The sequence below is a fragment of the Mucilaginibacter lutimaris genome, assembly GCF_042676625.1.
GTDB lineage: Bacteria > Bacteroidota > Bacteroidia > Sphingobacteriales > Sphingobacteriaceae > Mucilaginibacter > Mucilaginibacter lutimaris.
In genome coordinates this window covers 170,459-191,381 of record NZ_JBHTIA010000009.1, presented here as the reverse complement: position 1 = coordinate 191,381, position 20,923 = coordinate 170,459, and the positions used below count along the sequence as shown (strand labels likewise).

Here is a 20,923-nt window from a genome sequence, read left to right as displayed (position 1 = left end):
GCCATATTTTCGTGGCAGCTGTTATCACCAAAGTATATTAATCCCGAAAAACGTCTTTCACTCCCATTTCATCATTTAATAATCTTCCATAAACATTTCTTTACTAAATTGCCCGCAATTCTACGCGTATGAAAATATTGTTCGGTATACAGGGTACAGGGAATGGCCACATTAGTCGCGCCCGCGAAATTGTTCCCCTGTTGCAGCAATATGGCGAGGTGGACCTGCTGGTGAGCGGCACCGAAGCTGAGGTAAGCCTTTCGCAGCCGCTTAAATACCGTTTTCATGGCTTTAGTTTTGTGTTCGGTAAAAATGGTGGGGTTGATAACTGGGCCACCTTCAAGATCATGAACCTGCGCCAGCTCTGGAAGGATATGCATAGCATCCCGCTAGAACAATACGACCTCATCATCAACGATTTTGAACCTGTTAGCGCCTGGGCCTGTCGCCTGCAAAAGGTGCCGTCGGTATCGTTAAGTCACCAATGCTCTTTTGTATCTCAAAAAACGCCGAGGCCGAAAAAGTGGAACTACGCCGAATGGCTTTTTAAATATTACTCGCCCACCACGCACCACATCGGTTTCCATTTTGAGCGGTACGACGATTTTATCCATACCCCGGTTATCCGAAGCGACATACGCCAAATGGTGACCAGCAACCTGGGTCACTACACGGTTTACCTGCCTGCCTACAGCGACAAAACGCTTATAAAACATTTAAAAGGGACTAACGCCGAGTGGCAAATTTTTAGCAAGCGCACCAAAATAGCTTACCGCGAAGGCAATGTACAGGTGTTCCCGGTAAACAACGAGGCGTTTAATACCAGCCTTGCAAGCTGCGCCGGCTTGCTTACAGGTGGCGGTTTTGAAGGCCCTGCGGAGGCGTTGTTTTTGGGTAAAAAGGTTTTGATGATACCCATGCGCGGCCAGTACGAGCAGCAATGCAATGCCCTATCGGCATCCAAACTGGGGGTTGAGGTAGTACACACCATCGGTCACGATTTTGTACAACGCATTAACAACTGGCTTGCCGACGACCGCCGCATAGTAGTTGATTTCCCCGATGAGACCGCGAGGATAGTGGATGAGATGGTAAAAAAGTACGCGAGGAAATAAAAGATACAAGACATTAGAATCAAGAGACAAGATTATAAAAGTCAGGGCCTTGTAATTCCACTGAACTCACCCCCGACTACGCTACGCTGGTCGGCCCTCTCTGCTTCGCAAAGCGGGTGGGAAGCCTCACCCCGGCCCTCTCCAAAGGAGAGGGTGGTAAAAGCTTTACCCTCTTTGCGCGCAGCGAAGAGAGGGTGGTCGAGCGAAGCAATGACCGGGTGAGTAAATACGCCCAAACTCTAAATTTTTCTACTAATTTTGCAGCCAATAGCCAACCGGTATGATCAGTATTTTTAAGGTATTTAACCCACTTAACGTATTATGGCTGGCCATTTTAATATTTGTGCTGCGAATAGGCTATGTTGCCGAAGCGCCCGATAAACTCCAATTTATTTTTGTGGAGCCATTCGCGCGCCTGCTTATCCCCGCTTCGTACGAGTATGCGTTTTCACCGGTGGCTAACGTTTTCCTTGCAGGGGTGATCGTGTTGGGGCAGGCCTTACTGCTAAACTACCTGGTTAACTATTACAACCTGTTGGGTCGGTCTACCTTTTTACCGGCGTTGATGTATGTTACGCTCACCGCGTTGTTCACCCCGTTCATGACGTTGAGCGCGCCGCTTATTTGCAACTTTTTGGTAATTTGGATGCTTTTTAAACTATTTAGTTTTTACAAAAGCGACGATGCCAAATCTACCGCTTACGACCTGGGGATGATAGTGGCCGCGGGCTCTATTATTTACCTGCCATACATTTACCTCTTCTTATCTATCTGGATAGCGCTCATCATATTTAAACCCGTTAACTGGCGCGAATGGATCTCAGGCATTTTGGGGTACGCTACGGTCTTCTTCTTCTTCGCGGTATTTTATTACCTCAACAATAAACTGGGTAGCTTTTACCATATATGGGCCCCGCTGGGCACCAAGTTCCCAAACAGCATTAATATTAAGTATTATAACTACCTGGTGCTGGTGCCTGTACTGCTTATTTTGGTGTTGTATTTTTTTAAACTACAGCAAAACTATTATAAAAGCTACGTGCAGGTGCGTAAATCATTCCAGTTGTTGTTTGCTATATTTTTAATTGGTGCAGGTTCGTTCTACGTAAAAACACAATTTAACATAAACCACTTTTTACTGTGCGCTGTACCCGCGGCGGTGTTTTTTTCGTACTATTTTATTACCGCTAATGTAAAGTGGATGTACGAAAGTTTGTATTTATTGCTGCTTATCAGCATCATATATTTTCAGTTTAACACTTTTTAACTTTTACATTCGTTCAAATTTCATAGGTTATATTAGTTTTGTACCATGAAATTTGGTGTAGTAATTTTCCCCGGCTCAAATTGCGATGAGGATATCATCCACGTTCTTCAAAATGTAATGGGCCAGCAGGTGGTGCGTTTGTGGCATAAAGACCACGATTTGCAAGGTGCTGAGTTTATTGTTTTGCCGGGAGGCTTCTCCTTTGGCGATTACCTGCGTTCGGGCGCTATTGCCCGCTTCTCGCCTATTATGCAGGAGGTTATTCAGTTTGCAGCCAAAGGCGGCAGGGTGATGGGTATTTGCAACGGCTTTCAGATACTGACCGAGGCAGGCCTTTTACCGGGTGCATTGCTGCACAACAAAAACCGCAAGTTTATTTGCCGCAACATCCATATGAAAGCACAAACCGCAAACTCGCTGGTTACGCAGCTTATAGATCCACAGCGCGCATTAAAAATACCTTTAGCCCATGGAGAGGGTAATTATTTTGCCGATGCTGATGTTATTAAAGCGATAAATGATAACGACCAGGTGCTTTTCCGCTACTGCGACGAAGCGGGTAACATTACCGACGACAGCAACCCTAACGGTTCTATAGAAAACATTGCAGGTGTAACCAATGCCGGCCGCAACGTGTTTGGCTTTATGCCACACCCCGAGCGCGCGTCTGAAAGCCTGGTAGGCAACGAGGATGGCCTGGCCATTTTTGAATCGATATTATCACTGGCAAGAGCGTAAATGCCAAACCTGGTTATTGATATTGGCAACACTTTTACCAAAGTGGCCGTTTTTGAAAACAGCGACCTGCTTAAAGTAGAACAGTACCAGCAACCAACCAGCCAGGATATTAACGGCTTTTTAAGCGAATACGAGATTAACGGGGTTATAATATCATCAGTAAAAACAGATAAACAACCCTGGCAAACGCAGCTTGAAGGTGGCTTTAGCGTAGTACAATTTAACAGCAGCATAACGGCGGGTATAAATAACCGGTACAGATCCCCTAAAACTCTTGGTGCCGACAGGTTTGCGGCGGTAATTGGGGCCAACTATTTATTCCCAAATACCAACAATATTATTATAAGCGGGGGCACCTGCATTACTTATGATTTTGTTGACGACCAGGCAAATTATTTTGGCGGCAGTATATCACCGGGATTAAATATGCGTTATAAAGCCGTTAACCACTACACCGCGGCCCTGCCACTGGTAAAGCCGGATGAAGATTTTTCCGCCGCCTATGGCGATGATACCATATCGGCCATTAGATCGGGGGTGCAAAACGGGGTTAAATATGAGCTGCAGGGTTTCATAAACGAGTACGTAAAAACAACACAAGAGTACAACATTATACTAAGCGGGGGCGACAGTATTTTTTTTGATACTCTATTGAAAAATAGCATCTTTGCCCCCTATATTAAAATTGAGCCTTACCTGGTTCTTAAAGGATTAAACGCAGCGATACAAAAGCATAATGACTAAACAAATAAGGTTCCTGATAATATTGTTCTTATTTACCGCGACGGCACTTGGCGTAAAGGCGCAATCTACTGCAACTACCAGTTCGCCATATTCGCGCTACGGCTTAGGCGATATTAACCCCATGCTGTTACCCCAAAATACCGCTATGGGTGGCATAGGCGTTGCAACCAACACTATTAACGGTTTCTTTTCGGTGAACCCCCTTAACCCGGCATCAAACGCCAACATTGGTTTAACCGTAATTGATATTGGTTTATACGGCAAATTTAACACGCTTGAAAAAACGGGCCAAACATCGCAAAACAACGCGAATTTCAGGTTAAGCCATATTGCTTTTGGTATCCCGGTGTCAAAACGCTCTGCTGTTACATTCGGCTTAATGCCATACAGTGAGCTGGGTTACAGCTACAGGCAGATTACCCCAAATTTTGGTACAGGCTCTGCCGCAGATACCAATGCTGTAAATTACCTGTATGATGGTAACGGCGGTTTATCAAGGTTTTATTTAGGTTACGGCTTTGGCATAGGCAAGCATTTATCTATTGGTGCAAGCGCCTCATACATATTTGGTAATCTTAAAGAAAGCCAGTCTACCGAAGTACCTACCCTGCCCGGAACCTTGAACTCACGTATCGAGGAAAGCAACAGTATTAAAGGTTTCAATTACGATTTCGGTATCCAGTACGGGATAGATTTCTCTGAAAAGAAACGATTAACCATTGGTTACTCGGCATCGGCAAATACCAAGTTAAATACAACAAACAGCTACATTGTTAGCAGCTACTACCGTAATGCCAACGGCGACGAGGCCGTAGCTACCGATAGTTTGATAAACACCCAGCAGCCATCTGCCAAAATACAGCTACCAATGATCAACCGTTTTGGTATAGCATTCCAAAACCAGGGTAAATATTTAATAGGTGCAGATTATACCATGAGCAACTGGTCTAAACTAACTGTTGCCGGTGTTAATAAAGATCTTAAAGATAGCCGCACATTTAACATAGGCGGCCAGTTTACGCCTAACATCAACTCCCTTTCAAATTATTTTGCAGCAGTTGATTACCGCCTGGGCTTTGTATACGACCAAACGTACCTTAAGGTAAACAATACGGATATAAAACGCTACGCTGCCACATTTGGCGTTGGTTTACCACTAAGGTCTAACACCACATCTACCTTTTACAAGGTAAATATTGGTGCAGAGGTTGGTAAACGCGGCACACTCGTTAACAGTTTGGTGAAAGAAAACTACATCAACGTGCACCTGTCGTTCACGCTTAACGATAAGTGGTTCCAGAAATACAGGTTCGATTAATCTTCAAAAATCGCAATGCAAAGCAGGCTTAAACAACTGAGCATTTATTTACCGGCTGTTTTTTTAGCCCTGCTTTTGAGTGCCTGCGAAAACGATATAAACAAAGTAAAGGCCATAGCCGCTGCAGACGCTACCAAACCTATACAACGCACCACAAAGGTTAATATGATATTAAGCGATTCGGGCTTTGTAAAGGCACAGCTTACAGCCCCACTGCTTATAGAATACGCTACCAAAGAAAATCCTCATTATATAATGCCTAATCACGTTAAGGTGGTTTTTTATAATGCCGATCTGAAACAGGATGGTAACATTGTTGCCGATACCGGCTATTATTATAAAGAGAAAGACCTTATCGTGTTCCGCAAAAATGTGGTTGCCACACGCGCCGATGGCACCACGTATAAATCGGAGGAGCTGATTTGGGACCAGATGAAGAAAAAGACCTACTCCAATAAAAAAGTCTTAATGACCAAGCCTGATGGCGACCAAATGGAGGGAACCAGCTTTGAAAGCGACGATAAGTTAAAGAACCCTATCTTTCAAAACGCTACCGCCATTATCCATGTTGATGGTAACCTGGCGCAATAAATTGCGTTATACAATTTTCACAAAATTTTGTGTTATAGAATTTTAGTAAAAATTGTATCTTGCGCCTCTTTTTGAGAATTATAAAACATAGAAAAATTATATGGGCATAATGGGTTTTTTGCGGGAGCGAATGGGAACAATTCTCGCAATTGTGATTGGTGTAGCGCTTTTAGGCTTTATTGCCGAAGAAGTAGTGCGTTCGGGCAGTTCTTTTTTCAGGGGCGATGCAACCACTGTAGGTGAAGTAAACGGCGAGAAGATCGCTTATCAGGATTTCAATGCCAGGTTAGAGCAATCAACACAACAGTTTAAACAACAAAGCGGCGGCCAAAGCCTAACACCGCAAATCAACAGCTACATACAGGAAACCACCTGGAACCAATTCTTAACAGAAAAGTTGCTTAACAAAGAAATAAGCCGTTTAGGCCTTATTGTTGGCAGCGACGAGCGTCAGGCCATGATAAGCGGCAACAACCCCGACCCGCAAATACAACGGCAGTTTGTTGATGATAAGGGCCAGTTTGACCCGGCTAAGCTTAACCAGTTCTTAACTTACCTGCAATCGCCAAAGGCCGATAAAGCGCAATTGGATGCATGGACCGATTTTGTTATAAACTTACAAACCGCTAAACTACAGCAAAAATACATGACGTTGGTTACCAACGGCCTTTACGTGAACTCGCTTGACGCACAGGACGATTACCTTGCAAAAAACAAGTTAGCTAACTTTAAATACACTGTACTCGACTATACTTCGATACCGGATGCTAACGTTAAATTAACCGATAACGATTACAGTGATTATTACAACGAGCACAAAAACGAGTTTAAAAACGCTAACGAGCTTCGCAGCTTCGAATATGTAAGCTTTAACGCTGCGCCTTCAAAAGATGATACCGCGGCTGTAAAAACCCAGATAGAAAAAATATTACCTGAGTTTAAAACAACAGCAAACGATTCGCTTTTTGTACAGATCAATTCTGAAACAAAATCACAACTTGCTTATCAGAAAAAAGGCCAGTTAGAGCCTAAACTTGATTCGATCATGTTTGGTGCCGAAAAAGGCTTTACATACGGCCCTTACCTGTCTAACGGCAGCTACAAAATAGCTAAACTGGTTGATGCACGCATCAGCCCCGATTCTGTAAAAGCAAGAAGCATCATTTTAAACCCGGCTGCCGAAGGCGGTGTTGACAAAGCAATGGCTAAAGCAGACTCTCTTAAAAAGTTAATTGCCGGTGGTAAACCGTTTGCCGAACTTGCTAAAAATTTCTCTGCCGATAAAGCATCGGGCGATAAAGGTGGCGATATGGGTACTATGGGCCGTGGAGCATTGCCCCCTGCTTTAGAAGATGCTTTATTTAACGGCAAAACCGGAGATCTAAAAATTGTAAACGGCCAGTTTGGTGTTGCCCTTATACAAATACAGGAACAAAAAGGCTCGTCTAAAGTAGTTAAAGTTGCCATGGTTGATAAACCGTTGGCACCAAGCAGCAAAACACAAAACGCGGTTTACAGCAAAGCACAGTCTTTCTTAAGCTCGTTAAACGGCGATAATTTTGATGCGCAGGCTAAAAAAGCAGGCCTTGCTATTAAAAATGCCGAGGATGTAAGCGGTAACGCAGCTACAGTATTAGGTTTAGAGAACGCGCGCGAGGTTGTTAAATGGGCTTTCAAATCAGAAAAAGGCACATTCTCTGACCAGGTTTTTGCCGTAGGCGATCAATACGTTGTTGCACGTGTATCGGTTATTAAACCGGCTGGTACTTTACCTTTAGATGCTGTTAAAAAACAAATTGAGCCAATGGTTCGCATCGCGGTTAAAGGCAAACAACTTTCTGATAAATTTAACGCAGCTTTAAATGGCGCTTCAACCATAGAGCAGGTTGCACAAAAAGCAGGCAGCACGGTTGTACCATTACAAAACATAGTATTTGCTAACCCGGTTATTCCTGGCTCATCAGCCGAGTATAAAGTTGTAGGTACTGTATTTGGTTCGCAGCCAAACAAGGTGTCAAAACCTATCGAAGGCCAGCAAGGTGTTTACGTTATCTCTTTAGATAGCTTTACCAACCCTGCACCGCTTACCAACAACGTTCGCGAGAAAACTCAGTTAGGCCAGGCTATTGCTCAACGCTCGCAAGGCCAGGTGCTTGATGCGCTGAAAGATAAGGCGAATGTAAAAGATAACAGAGCTAAGTTCTTCTAAGAAAAATTTAAAGTAATTTTGCATCCGGCACCAACGTTATAGTTGCTGCCGGATTTTTTATTTAATAGCGAGTTGTATATTGAGGGCTTAATAGGCATTCAATAAATCGCTCATTCAATAAATCACAAATTGATCACGTCATGGAAATACAGGAAAACATCATTAATAAAGTTGCGCAAAGCGGCCTGGTTACTTTAGACCCTGCCCAGTTTTATGCCCCCGGCGAGCGTGTGGTGTATGATATTAAGGATAACCTCTTTCATGGCCTCATGCTGCGTGAGAAAGATTTTCGTGAGTTTGTAAAAACGCACGACTGGGCGCAATACGAGGGTAAAAACGTTGCGGTTACCTGCACGGCCGATGCGATAGTACCGGCATGGGCATATATGCTGCTGGCAAACCGTTTGGCACCTTACGCACGCGAGGTTGTTTTTGGCGATGCCGATGTATTAGAAACCGTGCTATTTGTAAAAGAAGTAGCAGCTATTGATGTAGAGCAATACCGCGACCAGCGTGTAGTGATAAAAGGCTGCGGCGATGTGCCCGTACCGGTATCTGCTTATGTAGAGTTAACGCAAAGGCTTACGCCGGTTGCCAAAAGCCTGATGTTTGGCGAGCCATGCTCAACTGTACCCATTTATAAACGCAGGGATTAAACCGTAGTACGGTAATTGCGTCTATATCAACCAAATGAAGAAATACTATTTAGTCCTTATACTTCTCACCGTCTTTACCCATGCTTTTAGCCAGGACGAGGCCACAAAAACCAAAGAGGTTGCCTTTAAAGCAGGTGAGCAAATAACCTATAAACTTAAGTATGGTTTCTTTAGCGCTGCCGAGGCTGTAATAAAGGTTGAGAATAGTCCGCTGAAGTTTGATGGCCACCCGGCCTTGCATATAAATGCCAATGCCCGTACGCTGGGTACATTTAACCTGCTGTTTAAAACCAAAAATGAATACCACTCCTATATAGATCCTGTAACGCTGCTTCCCTATTACTATTCAGAGAACAGGCAGGAATCTAAATACCGGCATAGCGATAAGGTAACTTTTGACAGGGAGAAAGAAATTATTACAGCAGATAAGGGGCAGTTTCCGTTTAAGGGTAATGTGTTCGACTTTTTATCGTGCTATTACTTTGCGCGCAACATAGATGTATCGCACCTTAAGATAGGCGAAAAGCTTGAGCTGCGTTATTTTTTGGAAGATGGCATCCACTCGCTAACCATTACCTACCTGGGTAAAGAACAGGTAAAATGCGGGCTGGGCACCTTTAACTGTTTAAAGTTTAACCCCACAATTATACCGGGCCGTATATTCAGGAAAAACAGTATGCTATATTTGTGGATCACTGACGATAAGAACCGCATACCCGTTAAGGCACACGTAGAACTTATTGTAGGTAGTTTGGTGATGGACCTTAGTCAGGCAAGCGGTTTAAAATACCCGCTAAACCCGGTAAAAAAATAAATAAAAAGATGATTGAAGTTGGAAGCGTGTTACTGCACGAAGATGTAATTAAAAACAATTTTGTTTGCAATTTAAACAAGTGCAAAGGTGCATGCTGCCTTGAAGGAGACTCGGGCGCGCCGCTAAACCACGACGAATTACAGATCCTGGCCGACATCTACCCCAAGGTAAAACCCTACATGACAGCCAAGGGTATTGCAACTATTGAGCGCGAGGGCACCCACGTTACCGATTTTGAGGGTGACTATACCACACCATGTGTAGATACCAATAAAGAGTGCGCTTACGTAACATGGGAAAACGGTATCACCAAATGCGCTATTGAAAAGGCTTACGAAGAAGGTGCGGTAGACTGGCAAAAACCTATATCGTGCCACCTGTACCCTATCCGCATTACCGCCTACCCCGAGTTTGATGTGCTAAATTACGACCGCTGGAGCATTTGCAGCCCCGCATGTTCATTTGGCGACGAACTGCAGGTAAAAGTACATGAGTTTTTGAAAGGTCCCCTCATCCGCAAATATGGCGAAGAGTGGTACCGCGACTTGGAAGATACGGTAGCGGGGATATAATTTTTAATCCGTTGTTCTGTATACTATAGGTGTGTGTATTGATAAAAACGATAAAATATTTAAGGTTAATCAGACAATCAAAACGTAGGTTTACTGCTATGAAACTAAGTAATTCTTTTAGCGGGGCGCTCAGAACATTTGCTTACTTTATGGCAAGCGGGAGTCAATATACACTTAAAGGTATAGATTATATTTCCTTATACGGTAACGAACCAAGTGCTATTGAGCAGGTATATGCCATTTTTGCCAATGTGATTGAATTAGATAATAATGGAAAGGTACTAAATGCAAAATATGCTGAAAAAAGGGCAACTGACTATCTGCGCGCATACTGCGATCCTTCATTTAAAGTCGACCCTCCATACGAGGATTGGGAAATCGCCCTACATGAACCACCGCCATTGAAAGATCAAGTCTAAATCGAATAATTAAGTAAGAAAGTATTCTGGTTATATCTAAACGATTTTTCAACGACTCGGTGTTTACCTCTTTGAAACCGCACTCATTCATAGATCGCTCAGCGCTTCGTCTACTTACCCCGTCGTTGCTTTGCTCGGCCAACCCCTCTCTTCGCTGCGTGGAAAGAGGGAAAACTTTCCTTCTTTTTTCTCACCCTCTTTGCGAAGCAGAGAGGGTCGCGCACGTAGTGCCGCGGGGTGAGTAAACTCCGCGAGGGCATCAACTATTTGTCGCCTGCCCAATGCCATCTTTTACAATTAATTTAAATAATATTGCATTTTATATTATCTATTAATGAAAAAGGCTTTAATAACGGGTATTACCGGACAAGACGGCGCATATTTAGCTGAGTTTTTACTGAAAAAAGGATACGAGGTACACGGTATAAAACGCAGGTCGTCATCTTTTAATACTGACAGGATAGACCACCTTTACCACGACCCGCATGAAAGCGGCGCCAGGCTAAAGCTGCACTACGGCGACCTTACCGACGCCATGAACCTTACCAGGCTGATACAAGAGATACAACCCGATGAGATCTACAACCTTGGCGCTCAAAGCCACGTTAAGGTAAGCTTTGATTCGCCGGAATACACCGCTAATGCCGATGGCCTTGGCGTACTGCGCATATTAGAAGCCGTACGTTTGTTAGGCTTCACCAAAAAAACACGTATATACCAGGCATCAACATCAGAACTGTATGGTTTAGTACAGCATGTGCCGCAAAGCGAAACAACTCCCTTTTACCCGCGCTCGCCTTATGCGGTGGCTAAACTTTACGGTTACTGGATAATTGTTAACTATCGCGAAGCATACGGCATGTATGCCTGCAACGGTATTTTATTTAACCACGAAAGCCCGATACGCGGCGAAACTTTTGTTACCCGTAAAATTACACGTGCTGTTGCCAAAATTGGCCTAGGCCTGCAGGATTGCCTGTACATAGGCAATTTAAGCGCCCAACGCGACTGGGGCCACGCGAAAGACTATATTGCCGCCATGTGGTTAATGTTGCAGCAGGACAAGGCTGAAGACTATGTAATAGCAACAGGTGTTACCACTACCGTGCGCGAATTTATTAAAATGGCTTTCGGAGAATTGGGTATCGAGATTGAATTTAGCGGGAAGGATGAGAACGAACGCGGGGTAATTATTGATTTAGACCAGCAAAAGGTTGAAAGCCTGGGCTTAAACCCCGATGGTTTAAAGTTTGGCCAAACCATTGTAAAAGTAGATCCTAAATATTTTAGGCCTACCGAGGTTGACCTGCTGATAGGCGACCCATCTAAAGCCAAAAAACAATTAGGCTGGGAACCAAGTTATGACTTGCAGGCACTGGTAACCGATATGGTAACATCAGACCTGCACCTTGCCAAAAAAGACGAGCACATAAAAAAAGGCGGCTTTAATACACAAAACTATTTCGAATAGTAAACGCAAAACATGAAGAGAATTTTTATCAGCATTACGCTATTACTGATTACCGTGGGTATAGCCCGTTCGCAATCGGTATACCAGCCCTACTCTTACGATTTTTATCAGAAGTTTAATGCTGATGCCTATTCTACCAAAACCCGCTTGCACACCGCAATTAAGCCGTTTTTTGTAGATGATTCGTTGCTGATGCGCCGCTACGATTCTATCATGAACTATGGCAATAACGGCTCAACCAATATTTTATACCGCAAGCTTTTTAACGAACATCTGATTGATGTTAAGAGTCAAAGTGCTACCTTCTACGCAGATCTGCTGCCCGATTTTAACATCGGCCGCGATTTTTCCCAAAAACGCAATACCTACCTAAGTTCAATAGGAATGCAATTTGGTGGTACCGTTGGTAAAAAGTTTTACTACAATGTATCAGGCTATTTAAATCGTGCCGAAGTGCCCGATTACCTTTCTACCTATATCAGGCAGGTAGGTATAGTGCCGGGCATGGCTTATGCCGGTAGTTTCAATAACAAACAAAATGCATACGCATGGGATTATATTACCGCTGTTGCATCTTATACACCATCTAAGTACCTTAACATCAGCGCCGGGCGAGATAAAACTTTTATCGGCGATGGCTACCGCTCGCTGCTGTTGTCAGATTATGCGTCGCCATACCCTTTCTTTAAATTAACCGCCAACCTTGGCAATGTTAAATACATGGCTATGTGGGCCTATTTTACTGACCCGGCCGGCACCAGCGACAGGCGCATCGATCGTAATAAATTTGGCGTATTCCATTATTTAGACTGGAATGTGAGTAACCGGTTGTCGTTTGGTTTTTTCGATTCGGTAATATGGGCAGGTACTGATGATGCAGGCCACTCGCGCGGCTTCGATTTTAGCTACATTAACCCTGTTATATTTTTAAGGCCGGTAGAAGCAGCGGGCGGCTCGCCCGATAACGCTTTGATCGGCCTTACAAGCAAGTATAAATTAACTGACGGAGTAACAGCTTACGGCCAGTTTTCGCTTGACGAGTTTTCTGCAAGTGAATTTTTCTCGAATAAAGGCAGCTCGCGTAACAAATATGGCTGGCAGTTAGGCATACGCGGGGCAAACCTTTTTGGTGTAAACAACCTTAACTACCTGGTAGAGGCCAATACGGTTAAGCCTTACACCTATTCAGAACGTTCCAGCATCCTTAACTACTCCGCCAACAGCGAATCGTTAGCGCATCCATGGGGAGCAAATTTCCGCGAGGTGGTTGGCCTGCTAAATTACTCCTATAAACGCTTCGATATTATGGGCGAGGTTGACTATGGCCGCTATGGTTTGGATATCAACAACCTTAACTACGGTAAAGACATTTTTAAACACTATACCCAGCCGTTTGCGCTTTACGGCAATTCTATTGGTCAGGGTTTAAAAACCAATATGGTTTACCTGCAAGGCAAAGTTGGCTACGTGCTTAACCCTAAATATAATTTAAGGCTGGAGCTTGGCGGCATTTACCGCACCGAAAAGAACAGCGACTTTAACGACAAAACCAGCATGATCACCTTTGGCGTTCGCAGTTCATTCCGCCAGATCTACACGGATCTCGCGAGTTACAAAACCCATTAAAGAAAATTCAAATCGCATAAGGAAGGCCCCGAGATTTCGGGGCCTTCCTGTTTTTTAACGACTTTTATCAACTTTAAACCGACTTCATTTCGCCTTTTATCGCACGCAAAAATTCGTTGGCGTGCTGCGAACCGATGATGTACACCAAACCATCGCGATCTGTTAAATGGATGGCATCATTGCCAGCGGCATAGAATCGGATGGTGCCCTTGGTGTGCAGGTTGTAAACCGGGTTGTTAAAAAGGTAGCGGCTGTAGGTGCCCTTCTCTACCTTAACAATACTGTTCAAGTCTATCTTAACCCGTCGGGTGCTCCACAAGCCATCAAGCAAAATACTTTTATTGATAACCCTGGTGCTGAAGTGCAGCAGAAACCCCATTATAATGGAGATAATAATAATTACAAACCCAACAATGGCAAGCAGGTCGCCGTTGCGTTCGCGTTCATCAGTAAAAAAGTAGGCGGCAAAACAAAATAAAGCCAAAACCAGGCGGATGGTGATGGGTATCCACTCCCTGCCCAGGTACTGTTTTTCTACAAATACTGATTTATCGCTCATAATTTAAACAGCTCGAATATAGTAACTTTTTTAGTGTTATCGTTTACTTTATACCTTTCGTCGGGCCGGTAGCCGCCTATCCAGATAATGTCGCCATTGCCGTTAATCAACACCGGTACACCGGCCTTTTGATGCAGCGGCACCTTTTGATGAATGAAAAAATCGCTCAGCTTTTGCCTCGTTTTCATCCCCAGCGGGTAAAAGGCATCTCCCTGCTGCCAGGCACGTATAGTTAACGGAAATTTTAGCAATTCCGCATCCACAGATACTGCTAAAGAGTTGTTCTTAACTATTAACGCGCTGTCATCATGCAGTAGTGTAAGCTTATAGTTGCCAAAAAGTACATGCGCATCATTTTGATCTATGCTCACCTCCGCATTGGTACCATCATTTTTAGCGCTGATGATGAGTTGCTCCCTATCTACCACCAAAACAAAGCCCGGGCTTTCAAATACCCTGCCTGCATGTTTGCCTAAAGCGGTTATCAGGTCATCTACCACAGTTTCTATAAACCCAAACGGTTGCAGCAGTTTAAAAAGCAATAAGCGTTGTGGCGATAGTTGCTTTACCTTATCAATAGCGATGTGCACCTCTTCCCCGTGCTGCACAAGTAAATCCCCTTTCAGTTCGGTAACTTTGTTGTTCAGCAAAATTTCCAGGTCTTTAAAGTTGCGCAGGTTGTTCCCGAACGTAGCTTCCAGATTCGGGTTCAATTCTTTTAACAATGGGACTACCAGGTGCCTTATTTTGTTACGGGCATATTTGGTAGAAGCGTTTGAGGCATCCTCTACATATTTTAAACCTTCGGCGGTGATGATAGTCTTTATCTCGTGACGCGTAAGGAAAAGCAGGGGGCGCGCCAATTGGCCGTTTTTTGGCAAAATACCATGCAGCCCGGCTATACCTGTACCGCGTGTAAGGTTTAACAATATTGTTTCGATAGTATCGTTCTGATGATGTGCAAGGGCCACGGCATTGTAACCGCCTGACTTACTGATTTGAGCGAACCAATTATACCGCAGCTCGCGTGCGGCCATTTGGATAGAAACTTTATTAGTATTGACGTATTGTTGAGTATTAAAATTTATAGTGTGGAATGGCACATCCAGTTGTTGCGCAAGCCGGCTGGTAAATTCCTGGTCGGCATCGGCATCGGCGCCACGTAGCATAAAATTGCAGTGAGCTATGCTAAAGTTGTAACCGGCGGCCTTTAACAAATGTGCCATCAATACCGAATCCATGCCCCCGCTTACCGCAGCCAGTATAGTATCGGAAGGTTTAAACAGGCTGTTTTGTTCAATAAAATCAACAAAGCGTTTAACAGGAAGCATACATCAAAATTATTAATTTAATAACCCCCGCAAAAAACTAATTTTGCTATCGTGATAAAATACATTTTCAGTACATTGTTTATCTTCCTGGCAATAACGGCGTCGGCTCAAAAAAAGTCGATTGTTAAGCTCATACAATCAAAAAGCAGCCAGGTCATACAGCTTAACGGCAAAAATGTACTTAAGGTTTACCAGGGTGTTTTTCAGCAGGATTACTCCATCATGCGGTCAGACAGTGCATATTTTTACGTTGCCGATAATGCTTTTGATGCTTTTAACCATGTACACATTACCCAAGGCGATACACTTAACATCTATTCGGACAAGCTAAATTATAATGGTAACACCAAAATTGCCATACTTACCGATAATGTAAAACTAATTGACAGGGATGCCACCCTTACAACTAATTACCTTACTTACAACACCGCTACACGCATAGGTACTTACACCGGCGGCGGTAAACTGGTTAACAAAGACAATACGCTCACCAGTAAGAATGGTTACTATTTCGCCTTCTCGCGCGATTCTTATTTTCGCTATAATGTGGTATTGGTTACGCCCGATGCTTTAATTAAAACAGATACCTTACGTTACAATACCGGCAGCCGCATAGCTTATTTTTACGGCCCTACCAATATTTACGACACCAAGGATAAAAAAGACACCCTTTACACCGAGAACGGCCTTTACAATACCCAAACCGAGCAGGCATTTTTTGGCAAGAAGAACCTGTATAAGCAAGGCACCAAAACATTAAAGGGAGATAGCTTATTTTACGACAAATTAAAGGGCTATGGACGCGCGGTTAAACGAGTAACGTTTCATGACCGGGAACAAAATATTACCCTCAAAGGCGACCTTGCTACTTATTACAAGCAGGGAGAACGTACTGTTGTTACCCAAGACCCTTATGTAATTATTGTTACTGAGGAAAAGGATTCGACACGAAAGGATACTGTGCCTATAACTAAGCCCGGCGTAAAAACGGCCAACCCTACGGCAATAAAATCACCCGTTGTGATAAAAAAGGCGGATGCTTTGGCTGTAAAAAAACAAGCGCCACCTAATACCATTCCTGTTAATAGCGGAGGTGTACCTGTACAGGCACTAACCGATAGCTTAACTAAAATTGCAAAGGCTAACCCAAATGCGGTTAAGGCTGCCAGCACCATTATTGCTACCAAGGTAAACGCACCGGGTGTTAAACCCTTTAAAGGTAATACCCCGGCAAAGGGGGCCGGCCTTTCGGCATTCCCTATGGCGCAAAAAGATACGGTTGCAAAGGTTACACAGCCCGAAAAAAAGGTGAAGCGCGATTCGATCTACATATCTGCCGACACGCTGGAAACACAGATACTTACCTATAAAGATTTAAAAATAATGCAGGAGAAACAGCGCCTGTCAACCATTCGTGATACATCTGCAAAGGCAAAAAAAACGCCTAACGCGGTGCAAAAAAAGAATGATAAGTTTTTAACCTTAAGCGCCCCACGCTTTACGCGCGATACCGCTTATTTGCATAAGGATTTCTTTGCCAATTATAAGTTCCCGCCAAGGGATATTGCACTAACATTACCGGCAAAAGCCAAAGGCCAGCCAGTAAAACAGGCGGCTGAACCTGCACCGACAACAGCACGTAGTAAGGCTGATAGGGGCGCTTTCGGCACATCGGGTGATAAGGCCTCCCAACAAGGCGATAAAGGGGCATTCGCTGCTTTGCCAAATGCCGCTAATGCAAGACCCGCCGACACCAGCAATGTAGATAAAGACCCTATATTTTATACCCCGCCCATTACACTAAGCGATACGGCAAGGGTACGTATCATTAAGGCTTACCACGGCGCCAAGCTATTTAAATCTGACCTACAGGCCAAGGCCGATTCGATGTTTTACAGTTATGCCGACTCTACTTTGCGCTGCTATGTAGAACCGTTGATATGGACCCAGGGTTCGCAGCTATCCGGGGATACCATCACTATGCAGATGAAGAACAAGAAGATGGATAACCTGAACCTGTTCCCTAAGTCGTTTATCGTGAACATTGAGAAAGGTGATTCTACCAACTTTAACCAGGTAGCAGCCAAGCGCATGAAAGGCTTTTTTAAAGAAGGTAAATTAGACAGGATGTACATTGTTGGCAATGCCGAGAGCATTGCCTATAGCCGCGATAGTTCTAAAAGGGTAGATGGTATGCAGCGATCGTTAGCCAGCAAAATGCGCATCTACTTTAAAAATAACAGCGCCAATAATATCTTCTTTATCTCTAAACCCGAGCATCGTTACGGGCCTTTAGCTAAATTCACCGAGGAAGATAAGATCTTGAAAGGCTTTATCTGGAAACCCAAGGAACGACCTGTATCTAAGGAATCCATCATCCCATCATACAACCGCAAAATAGCAAGGGCCAAAGCTGCAGCCGATAAAAAAGCAGCCGATGCCAATAAGGGCAAGCCGCTTAAGCCTGGAGAAAAAGCCGCGAAAGATTCGTTGCAAAACAAATTGACTGTACCCGCAGGCTTAAAAGCAGGCAAGGATACCGCGGGCGTAAAATCTCAGGTTATTAAAGCGCCTGCCGGTACAAAAGCAGATAGTACCGCAGTAAAATCAAAGCCGGTAATAAAACCTGGTGCTAATAACCCAAAGCAAGATAAAACAGCGGTTACACCAGCGCCTGTTAAAGCAGTAGCAGATACCCTTAATAAGCCTTCTTCAACGCTTAAAACAAAAAAGGATTCTACAGCTGCTAAGCCGTAGTTTGAGCATTTAAGAAACTAATAAGCAGATCAACCGCGCGGCCACGATGGCTGATGCGGTTTTTTTTATCCATAGTCATTTCTGCAAAGGTAATATCGTAACCATCGGGTTGAAAGATGGGGTCGTAACCAAAGCCTGCGGCACCGCAACGCTCGTAGCGGATAGTGCCATTTACAATGCCATCAAAAAAGTGTTCCTCCCCGTTCCACATCAGGGATATTACTGTACGGAAACGTGCCTTACGGTTTGTTTCATTCTTAAGGTTATTCAACACTTTGTCGATGTTGGCCTCATGGTCGCCATGTTTACCGGCATAACGTGCCGAATATATGCCTGGCTCGTTATTAAGCGCCGCTATCTCCAGACCGCTATCATCACCAAAACAATTAAGGTTATATTTTTGGTAGATGTAACGGCTTTTAATGGATGCATTCTCATTAAAGGTTAAGCCGGTTTCTTCAATATCATCGTGGCAGCCAATATCATCAAGGCTAACTATTTTAAAATGGTCGCCAACTTTGGCCTGTACCTCTTCAAGTTTGTGGGCGTTATTGGTAGCAAATACTAATTGCTGCATATTACAAGGTTTTCATGTGTTCCCAAAATAGCTTTTTGTTATCGTTGCTACTCATCATCTCATCAAAACTAAAGCTGTACAACACGTGTGTTTTTTTGCCTTGTAAGGGCTGGTTCAAAGGCAATTTACCAATGCCCTCGGGTAATGAATCGGCACCCATAATAACCAGCTTTTTTGGCGTAAAGTGTGCGGCCAGTGCGGTAAGCTTTACAGGCGCGTATTTGTTAACGTTCAGTATTGCAACATCGTCAAGCGTAAGGTCTTTACGTTTCAGTATACTTTCCAGCGCGGCAAGGTGTGATGCTGCAATATGTTCTTCATTTGCATAGTTTACCAGCACCACAAAGTTCTTATTGTTTTTACCCAGATAATTAAATTCGTTATCAGGCGTTTGTACAATTGGCTGGGGTGTTATTGGTGTGTTAAGCACAGGGGTTGCAAGGGCCATGGACTGTTCTGCTGCTACAAGCGCGGCAGGTTGTGCAGGACTGTGTACCGGGACGGTTTCCGTAGGGGCTTGTTCTTCTATCGCACTACCTGTACACAGCCCCTTATCCTTGTTAAGCAGGTAAATTTCTTCCTGCATAATATAAGCGAAGGCCTGTGGGTTGTCAACTTTCATATTTAACATATTTTAACCAAAAATACCTATTCCTGTTAAAGCATTATAAGCATATTCGCATTACGGCTTAATTATACACTTATTATTAATAAATTTACCGAAATTCGCATTTTTAACGGATAAAATATCCGTACTAATTAGTTTAAAAAAGTACATGAGAAAAATCGCACTGTCCATTATAACTTCTTTAATATTTCTGTCATTTGCCCAGGCACAGGTACGCACACTTGATAAGATTGCGGCTGTTGTGGGCAGTGGTATAATTTTACAGTCAGACATCGAACTACAATACGCCCAATACCTGGTAAGCGGTCAGCAGCCGAACCCCAGCGTTAAATGCTATATTTTACAAAACCAGCTTACCCAAAAATTACTTGCCCAGCAGGCGGTTATTGATAGCGTGCAGGTAAAAGACGAAGAAGTTGATGCCGAGGTTGACCGCCGCATGCGTAGCTTTATACAACGCGCAGGCAGCCAGGATAAGTTGGAGGGCTTTTTAGGCCGCTCTGTAATTCAGTATAAAGATGAGCTTCGCCCGGATATTAAGGAGTCGCTTGTTGCCCAGCGCATGCGTTCAAAGATCACCGAGAAGGTGAATACCACCCCACAGGATGTAAAAAAATACTTTGAATCGATGCCTAAGGACAGCTTGCCATCTTATAATAAAGAGATAGAGGTTGGCGAGATCGTGTTTTCTCCAAAGCTTAACAAAGACGAAAAAGAGTTTTACAAACAAAAGGCAGAAGATTTAAGGGCAAGGGTAAAAAAAGGCGAAGACTTTGGCACATTAGCAAGGCTTTACTCGCAAGACCCCGGCTCTGCACCGGAGGGTGGTGACCTGGGCTTTTTTGACCGTACTGCCATGGTTAAAGAGTTTACAGCAAATGCTTTTAAACTTAAAACCGGCGAGATCTCCAATGTTTTCGAGACCGAAAATGGTTTCCACTTTTTACAGGTAATTGAGCGCCGCGGCGAGCAGGTGCATGTACGCCACTTGTTAGTTATCCCGGCTGTAACCGAAGCCAGCCTGGAACGTGCTAAAACCACTGCCGATAGTGTTTACAACGTGATGATGAAGGTTAAGAAATTTGATTTTAGCGCAGCCGCAGCTTTTTATTCTGATGATAAAGAAACCAAGTTTAATGGTGGTATGATGCTGAATGCCGATAACGTGCAAACACGTTCTACCTACATCCCGACAGATAAGCTTGATCCGCAGATAGCACTCACTACCGATACCATGAAAGTTGGTTCGGTATCAAAACCACAGTTATTTACCGATCAGCAAACCGGTAAAAAAGCGTATAAGATCTTATACCTAAAATCTGTCACTAACGCGCACAAAGCTAATTTAGAGCAGGACTTTGCAAAGCTTAAAGAGGCGGCTACCAACGATAAGCTAAGCCGTACCATTAGCCAGTGGTTTGACAAACGCCGTAAAGAAACCTTTATTAAAATTGACCCTGAGTACCAAAGCTGCCCGCCGTTAAAAGGCTGGATAACTGCTGAAACAACCGCGCAAGCTAAAACGGAATAA

At 43.9% G+C, this 20,923-nt stretch carries 19 protein-coding genes; 15 read left to right on the top strand and 4 right to left on the bottom strand.

The features are described from left to right. The first annotated feature begins 128 nt into the window (after positions 1 to 128). The 13 genes from ACFQZI_RS13495 to ACFQZI_RS13435 all read left to right on the top strand — a co-directional run bounded on the left by ACFQZI_RS13495 (position 129) and on the right by ACFQZI_RS13435 (position 13,540). On the top strand, positions 129 to 1,115 hold the full coding sequence (locus tag ACFQZI_RS13495; protein ID WP_377143263.1) for a glycosyltransferase family protein: 987 nt from the start codon (positions 129 to 131) through the stop codon (positions 1,113 to 1,115). A 280-nt stretch (positions 1,116 to 1,395) separates the two neighbouring features. Further along, positions 1,396 to 2,382 (top strand): DUF6427 family protein, encoded by a 987-nt coding sequence (locus ACFQZI_RS13490; RefSeq protein WP_377143262.1) that lies wholly within the window; start codon positions 1,396 to 1,398, stop codon positions 2,380 to 2,382. A 45-nt stretch (positions 2,383 to 2,427) separates the two neighbouring features. Next, positions 2,428 to 3,120 carry a phosphoribosylformylglycinamidine synthase subunit PurQ gene (gene purQ / locus ACFQZI_RS13485; RefSeq protein WP_377143260.1) on the top strand — a complete coding sequence of 231 codons (693 nt, stop codon included), beginning with the start codon at positions 2,428 to 2,430 and terminating at the stop codon, positions 3,118 to 3,120. After that, complete coding sequence (locus ACFQZI_RS13480) at positions 3,121 to 3,864, top strand: type III pantothenate kinase (protein WP_377143258.1); 744 nt, start codon at positions 3,121 to 3,123, stop codon at positions 3,862 to 3,864. Then, the gene (locus ACFQZI_RS13475) at positions 3,857 to 5,182 is read left to right on the top strand and encodes a hypothetical protein (RefSeq protein WP_377143256.1); all 1,326 of its coding nucleotides are present in this window, start codon (positions 3,857 to 3,859) and stop codon (positions 5,180 to 5,182) included. The genes ACFQZI_RS13480 and ACFQZI_RS13475 overlap by 8 nt, the downstream gene beginning before the upstream one ends. 15 nt (positions 5,183 to 5,197) lie before the next feature. After that, the gene (lptC, locus tag ACFQZI_RS13470) at positions 5,198 to 5,773 is read left to right on the top strand and encodes an LPS export ABC transporter periplasmic protein LptC (protein ID WP_377143254.1); all 576 of its coding nucleotides are present in this window, start codon (positions 5,198 to 5,200) and stop codon (positions 5,771 to 5,773) included. Between the two features lie 100 nt (positions 5,774 to 5,873). After that, the gene (locus ACFQZI_RS13465; protein ID WP_377143252.1) at positions 5,874 to 7,982 is read left to right on the top strand and encodes a peptidylprolyl isomerase; all 2,109 of its coding nucleotides are present in this window, start codon (positions 5,874 to 5,876) and stop codon (positions 7,980 to 7,982) included. A gap of 140 nt (positions 7,983 to 8,122) precedes the next feature. Continuing rightward, complete coding sequence (locus tag ACFQZI_RS13460; RefSeq protein WP_377143250.1) at positions 8,123 to 8,638, top strand: DUF2480 family protein; 516 nt, start codon at positions 8,123 to 8,125, stop codon at positions 8,636 to 8,638. A 34-nt stretch (positions 8,639 to 8,672) separates the two neighbouring features. Next, the gene (locus ACFQZI_RS13455; protein ID WP_377143249.1) at positions 8,673 to 9,452 is read left to right on the top strand and encodes a DUF3108 domain-containing protein; all 780 of its coding nucleotides are present in this window, start codon (positions 8,673 to 8,675) and stop codon (positions 9,450 to 9,452) included. An 8-nt stretch (positions 9,453 to 9,460) separates the two neighbouring features. Continuing rightward, a complete protein-coding gene (locus ACFQZI_RS13450) occupies positions 9,461 to 10,024 on the top strand; it encodes a DUF3109 family protein (RefSeq protein ID WP_377143247.1) in 564 nt (187 codons plus the stop codon). A 98-nt stretch (positions 10,025 to 10,122) separates the two neighbouring features. Then, positions 10,123 to 10,443 carry a DUF7677 family protein gene (locus ACFQZI_RS13445; RefSeq protein WP_377143246.1) on the top strand — a complete coding sequence of 107 codons (321 nt, stop codon included), beginning with the start codon at positions 10,123 to 10,125 and terminating at the stop codon, positions 10,441 to 10,443. 334 nt (positions 10,444 to 10,777) lie between these two features. Continuing rightward, positions 10,778 to 11,914 carry a GDP-mannose 4,6-dehydratase gene (gmd, locus tag ACFQZI_RS13440; protein WP_377143244.1) on the top strand — a complete coding sequence of 379 codons (1,137 nt, stop codon included), beginning with the start codon at positions 10,778 to 10,780 and terminating at the stop codon, positions 11,912 to 11,914. 12 nt (positions 11,915 to 11,926) lie between these two features. Beyond that, on the top strand, positions 11,927 to 13,540 hold the full coding sequence (locus ACFQZI_RS13435; protein ID WP_377143242.1) for a gliding motility protein RemB: 1,614 nt from the start codon (positions 11,927 to 11,929) through the stop codon (positions 13,538 to 13,540). A 73-nt stretch (positions 13,541 to 13,613) separates the two neighbouring features. Here the strand turns inward: ACFQZI_RS13435 and ACFQZI_RS13430 are convergent, their stop codons facing one another. Continuing rightward, positions 13,614 to 14,099: a hypothetical protein gene (locus tag ACFQZI_RS13430; protein ID WP_377143241.1), complete on the bottom strand. Its 486-nt coding sequence runs from the start codon at positions 14,097 to 14,099 to the stop codon at positions 13,614 to 13,616. Next, positions 14,096 to 15,430, bottom strand: coding sequence for a tRNA lysidine(34) synthetase TilS (gene tilS, locus ACFQZI_RS13425; RefSeq protein ID WP_377143239.1), 1,335 nt, complete (start codon positions 15,428 to 15,430; stop codon positions 14,096 to 14,098). Before tilS ends, ACFQZI_RS13430 begins: the two co-directional genes overlap by 4 nt. Positions 15,431 to 15,481: 51 nt before the next feature. On the opposite strand from tilS, the gene ACFQZI_RS13420 reads away from it, so the two are divergent. Continuing rightward, entirely contained in the window at positions 15,482 to 18,187 is a 2,706-nt protein-coding gene (locus ACFQZI_RS13420; RefSeq protein ID WP_377143237.1) for an OstA-like protein, read from the top strand. Here the strand turns inward: ACFQZI_RS13420 and ACFQZI_RS13415 are convergent. Both ACFQZI_RS13415 and ACFQZI_RS13410 read right to left on the bottom strand, forming a co-directional pair. Further along, positions 18,177 to 18,764 carry a non-canonical purine NTP diphosphatase gene (locus tag ACFQZI_RS13415; protein ID WP_377143236.1) on the bottom strand — a complete coding sequence of 196 codons (588 nt, stop codon included), beginning with the start codon at positions 18,762 to 18,764 and terminating at the stop codon, positions 18,177 to 18,179. The genes ACFQZI_RS13420 and ACFQZI_RS13415 overlap by 11 nt on opposite strands. 1 nt (position 18,765) lies before the next feature. Then, positions 18,766 to 19,386 carry a hypothetical protein gene (locus ACFQZI_RS13410; protein ID WP_377143234.1) on the bottom strand — a complete coding sequence of 207 codons (621 nt, stop codon included), beginning with the start codon at positions 19,384 to 19,386 and terminating at the stop codon, positions 18,766 to 18,768. A gap of 154 nt (positions 19,387 to 19,540) precedes the next feature. Here ACFQZI_RS13410 and ACFQZI_RS13405 point away from each other — a divergent pair, with 154 nt between their 5' ends. After that, on the top strand, positions 19,541 to 20,923 hold the full coding sequence (locus tag ACFQZI_RS13405) for a peptidylprolyl isomerase (RefSeq protein WP_377143232.1): 1,383 nt from the start codon (positions 19,541 to 19,543) through the stop codon (positions 20,921 to 20,923).